2 protein-coding genes are annotated in these 4,452 nt (G+C 43.0%); both read left to right on the top strand.

Translation table 11 applies throughout. The annotated features are described in order from the left end of the window. The coding region (locus tag AC1DPZ_RS22685; protein ID WP_477407735.1) for a glycoside hydrolase family 31 protein at nt 1–2,249 on the top strand (2,249 nt) is incomplete at its 5' end. Between the two features lie 93 nt (nt 2,250–2,342). Then, the coding region (locus AC1DPZ_RS22680; protein WP_477407733.1) for a DUF5916 domain-containing protein at nt 2,343–4,452 on the top strand (2,110 nt) is incomplete at its 3' end.

The following is a 4,452-nucleotide window of genomic DNA, read 5'->3' as shown; positions in this document are numbered from 1 at the left end:
TACTTGTACGCAGGGATGATATCATTGAAGTAAAGTATACCATCTTTAATGCTTTTGAAACCAAACCGTCATTGGTAGTGGTTAATGGTTGGAAAACGCCAACTGTTTACCAGGTTGCCGAAACCAAAACCGAGGTGGTAATTTCAACGGCAAAATTAAAAATAAAGGTAGATAAGGCTACCAACGCCATCACCTATACCAATTTAAAAGGGGAAGTTATCACTGCTGAGGATAGCGAAAATAAAACCATAACCCCGGCAACCATCGCCGGTATCAGCACCTATAATGTAAGCACGCAATTCACCTCACCATCAAACGAGGCATTGTATGGTTTGGGCTGTCACCCGCTTGATTCTTTATCCATCAATTATAAAGGCCGCAACCAGGAGTTGCTGATAAAGTATCTTACCGGTGCTATCCCGGTATTGCTATCCACCAAGGGATATGGCTTACTTTGGGATAATTATTCGGCATCTAACTTTTATGGTGCCGAAGCCAGTAATACTAAATTCAAATACGTATCTGAAAGTGGTAAACAGGTTGATTACCTCTTTTTCTATGGTCCAACGTTTGATCATATCATCGATCTTTATCGCACCGCAACCGGCCGTGCGCCAATGTTTGGTAAATGGGCTTTCGGGCTTTTCCAATCGCAGGATAGGTATTTGAGCGAAAAAGAGATCATTGGTGTAAAAGATAATTACCGTAACAATCATATCCCGGTTGATGTGATTGTGCAGGATTGGTATTACTGGGATCCGTTGCCAATTGGCTCGCATGTGATGAAACCCGAACGTTATCCGCACCCACAACAAATGGTTGATGAATTGCACAAGGCAAACATCCATGCCATGATCTCGATATGGCCGGTATTTGGCAAAGGCACACCAAATTATGATGCTTTAGAAAAAATGGGTGGCTTAACAGATATTACCTGGGATAACGTAGTTACCCATACTTTTGATACTTATTACGATGCACATAACCCCAAAGCCCGCGAACTTTACTGGCAACAGGCACGCGACAGCCTGGTTAAACGCTATGGTTTCGATGCCTGGTGGATTGATCAGTGCGAGCCGGATAATGGTGCCCTACAGGATGCCCGTCGCCAAAGCAATTTTAGCATTGGTAAGGGTATTGATTATTTTAACACTTATTCATTGCAGCATACCAAAGGCGTTTATGAAGGCTGGCGCAGGGATATTCCCAACAAGCGCGCATTCTTTTTAGTAAGGCAATCATTTGCCGGCGAACAGCGTAATGCATCAACCTTATGGTCGGGCGATATTGAGTGTACTTTTAAAGATTTCAAGAACCAGGTACCACAGGGCATAAATGCCTGCGCATCTGGTTTACCTTACTGGACATCAGATATCGGTGGTTACCATTTTCATTGGAAAGCTGCCGATTGGTCGCAGCCCGACAAGCGCGAACTGTTTACCCGTTGGTTTCAGTTTGGGGCATTTAGTCCTATCTTCCGTATCCACGGTAAAGGCGAGCGCGCGTTGTTTAGCTCAAACTGGGATGACAATACCAAAGCCATACTATTAAATTTTGATAAGCTGCGTTACCGTTTACTCCCTTACATTTACTCATTGGCTGGTCGTTCAACTACCGAAAACTATACCATGATGCGCGCCTTGCCATTCGATTTCAGGAACGATAATAAGGTTTATAGCATACCAGATCAGTACATGTTTGGTCCGGCATTTATGGTTAACCCGGTTACCGAGCAATTATACACTGCTGCTGATGCCGACAAAAAAGCCAAGGCCCGCCAGGTTTACCTGCCTGCAGGTACCAAATGGTACAACTTTTGGAATGGCGAAGTACTGGATGGGGGCCAAACCATTAGCGCTGCTGCACCTATCGAGATTTTACCTTTATACGTAAAAGCAGGTTCTATAATCCCGATGGGACCGCATATAGAATATGCTACGGAGAAACCGGCTGACAATATTGAATTGAGAATATATCCTGGTGCCGATGGTACATTCAGGTTTTATGAAGATGAGAACGATAATTACAATTACGAAAAAGGCCAGTTTGCAACCTTTACCTTCAATTGGAATGATAAAACCCGTAAACTGACGATCTCTGATACAAAAGGTCATTTCCCGGGCATGCTTAAAAATCGCACTTTCAATATCGTAATGGTGAAAGGATCGCACGGATCGGATGTTGAAATAACAGCCAAAGCCGATAAAATAATTAAATATGCAGGTAAAGCTTTAGTGATTAATATGTAATTATTATCTTTCGGAACAAAAACATGTCTCAGCCTGCAATAAAATGCGGGCTGAGGCATGTTTAAACTTCTCACTAATTTAAACTATTAAAAATTGAAGGGCATAAAAGCGGCTTTACTACTAAAAATTTTATTGCTGCCGGGTTTATGCTTTTTGTGTTTTTCTTCATCGGCCCAAAAAAAGAACGCGGGGTATCAATACCACATTCGCAGGGCTGCATCGCCCATTACTATTGACGGTGTTATGGATGATGCCTGGCTCAAGGCAGATTCTGCCAATAATTTTTTCATGGTGACACCTATGGATACCAGCCTTGCCAAAGTGCATACCGAGGTAAGGATGACCTTTGATAACAATAATCTTTACCTTATAGCAATTTGTTATACAGCCGACGCAGGCGAATACATGGTTGAGTCGCTTAAACGTGATTTTAACTTTCAGAAAAACGATAACTTCCTGGTTTTTATTGATCCATTTGATGCCCGTACCGATGGTTTTAGTTTTGGGGCAAATGCCGCCGGAGCCCAGTGGGATGGCACCATGTACGAAGGTGGCAAAGTTGACCTGAGCTGGGATAACAAATGGACATCGGTGGTGAAGAACTATCCTGATAGGTGGGTATTTGAAGCCGCTATCCCATTTAAAAGTATTCGCTATAAAAAAGGTGTAGGTTTGTGGGGTATCAACTTTAGCCGCAATGATTTAAAAACAACCGAAAAATCAAGCTGGGCACCGGTGCCAAGGCAGTTTCCTACTGCATCGCTGGCATATACAGGTTCATTGGTTTGGGACGAATTGCCGCCGGATGCTGGTACAAATATCTCCATTATTCCATACGCGCTTGGAGGAATATCAAAAGACTATACTGCTAAAACCAAAACCGACTGGCGAAAGGATTTTGGCGGTGATGCCAAGATTGGGCTCACATCATCTTTAAATCTTGACCTTACAGTAAACCCCGATTTTTCGCAGGTGGATGTAGATCAGCAGGTAATTAACCTTAACCGGTATGAGCTCTTTTTTCCGGAGAAGCGCCAGTTTTTTTTAGAGAATGGCGATCTGTTCGCCAATTTTGGCTATGCCGATATCCGTCCATTTTTTTCACGGCGTATCGGGTTAAATGCGCCTATAAGGTTTGGTACAAGGCTCACCGGTAAAATTGACCGGGACTGGCGTGTTGGGCTAATGGACATACAAACCGGAGAAGCGAATGATGCTGCGCAACCTGCACAAAACTATGGTGTGCTCACCCTGCAAAGAAGAATGTTCGGCCGGTCGAACATAGCTTTTATGTTCATTAATAAAGATGCGACGGGTACTACAACGCCCGGAAACACCTATAACCGTAACATTGGTATGGAGTATAACCTGGCATCGCCAAGTAATTTATGGACAGGTAAACTTTTAGGATTAAAGTCGTTTACACCAGGCGTAAAGGGACACGACATAGTAGCCGCTGCCCACCTGCAATACCTAAGTAAATATTGGACACTTTATTTACAGGATGAGTATGTTGGTAAAAATTATACCGCCGGTGTTGGGTATGTGCCACGCGTTGGGTATAACAAGATAAGTCCGTTGATATTGCATAACTTTTTCCCTAAAGGGGGCGATGTGCTGATTCATGGGATTCAATTAACCAGTAATTACTATTTCAACGAAAACTTTAAGCGTACAGATAATGAGAGTAACCTAACTTATTTGTTAACCCTGCGTAACCGCAATACGTTTTCGGTATCGGGTATTGATACTTATATAAAGCTGCTTATACCTTTTGATCCTACCAATACCGGCAAAACACCCCTTGCTGTTGGTTCACAACATCATTGGCAAACACTTGATGTACAGTTTACATCCAAGCCACAGGCTTTATTTACTTATTTGATTGATGCCCTGYATGGTGGATATTACCTGGATGGCAACCGTACAAGTATTACCGGGCAATTGGGTTACCGGTTTCAGCCTTACGTTAACCTGGCATTAAACAGCTCGTACATTAACCTTAGGCTGCCGCAACCCTATGGCAATACCAGTTTTTGGCTAATTGGCCCAAAGGCAGATATTACCCTGAGCAATACACTTTATTTTACCACTTACGCGCAGTACAACGGACAGGTTAAAAACATGAATACCAATGTACGCCTGCAATGGCGATACAAACCGGCATCAGATTTATTTATCGTTTATGGCGATAATTCCATAC

It is taken from the genome of Mucilaginibacter sp. P4_G9 (assembly GCF_056400985.1).
This window is presented reverse-complemented; position numbering and strand designations above follow the sequence as displayed.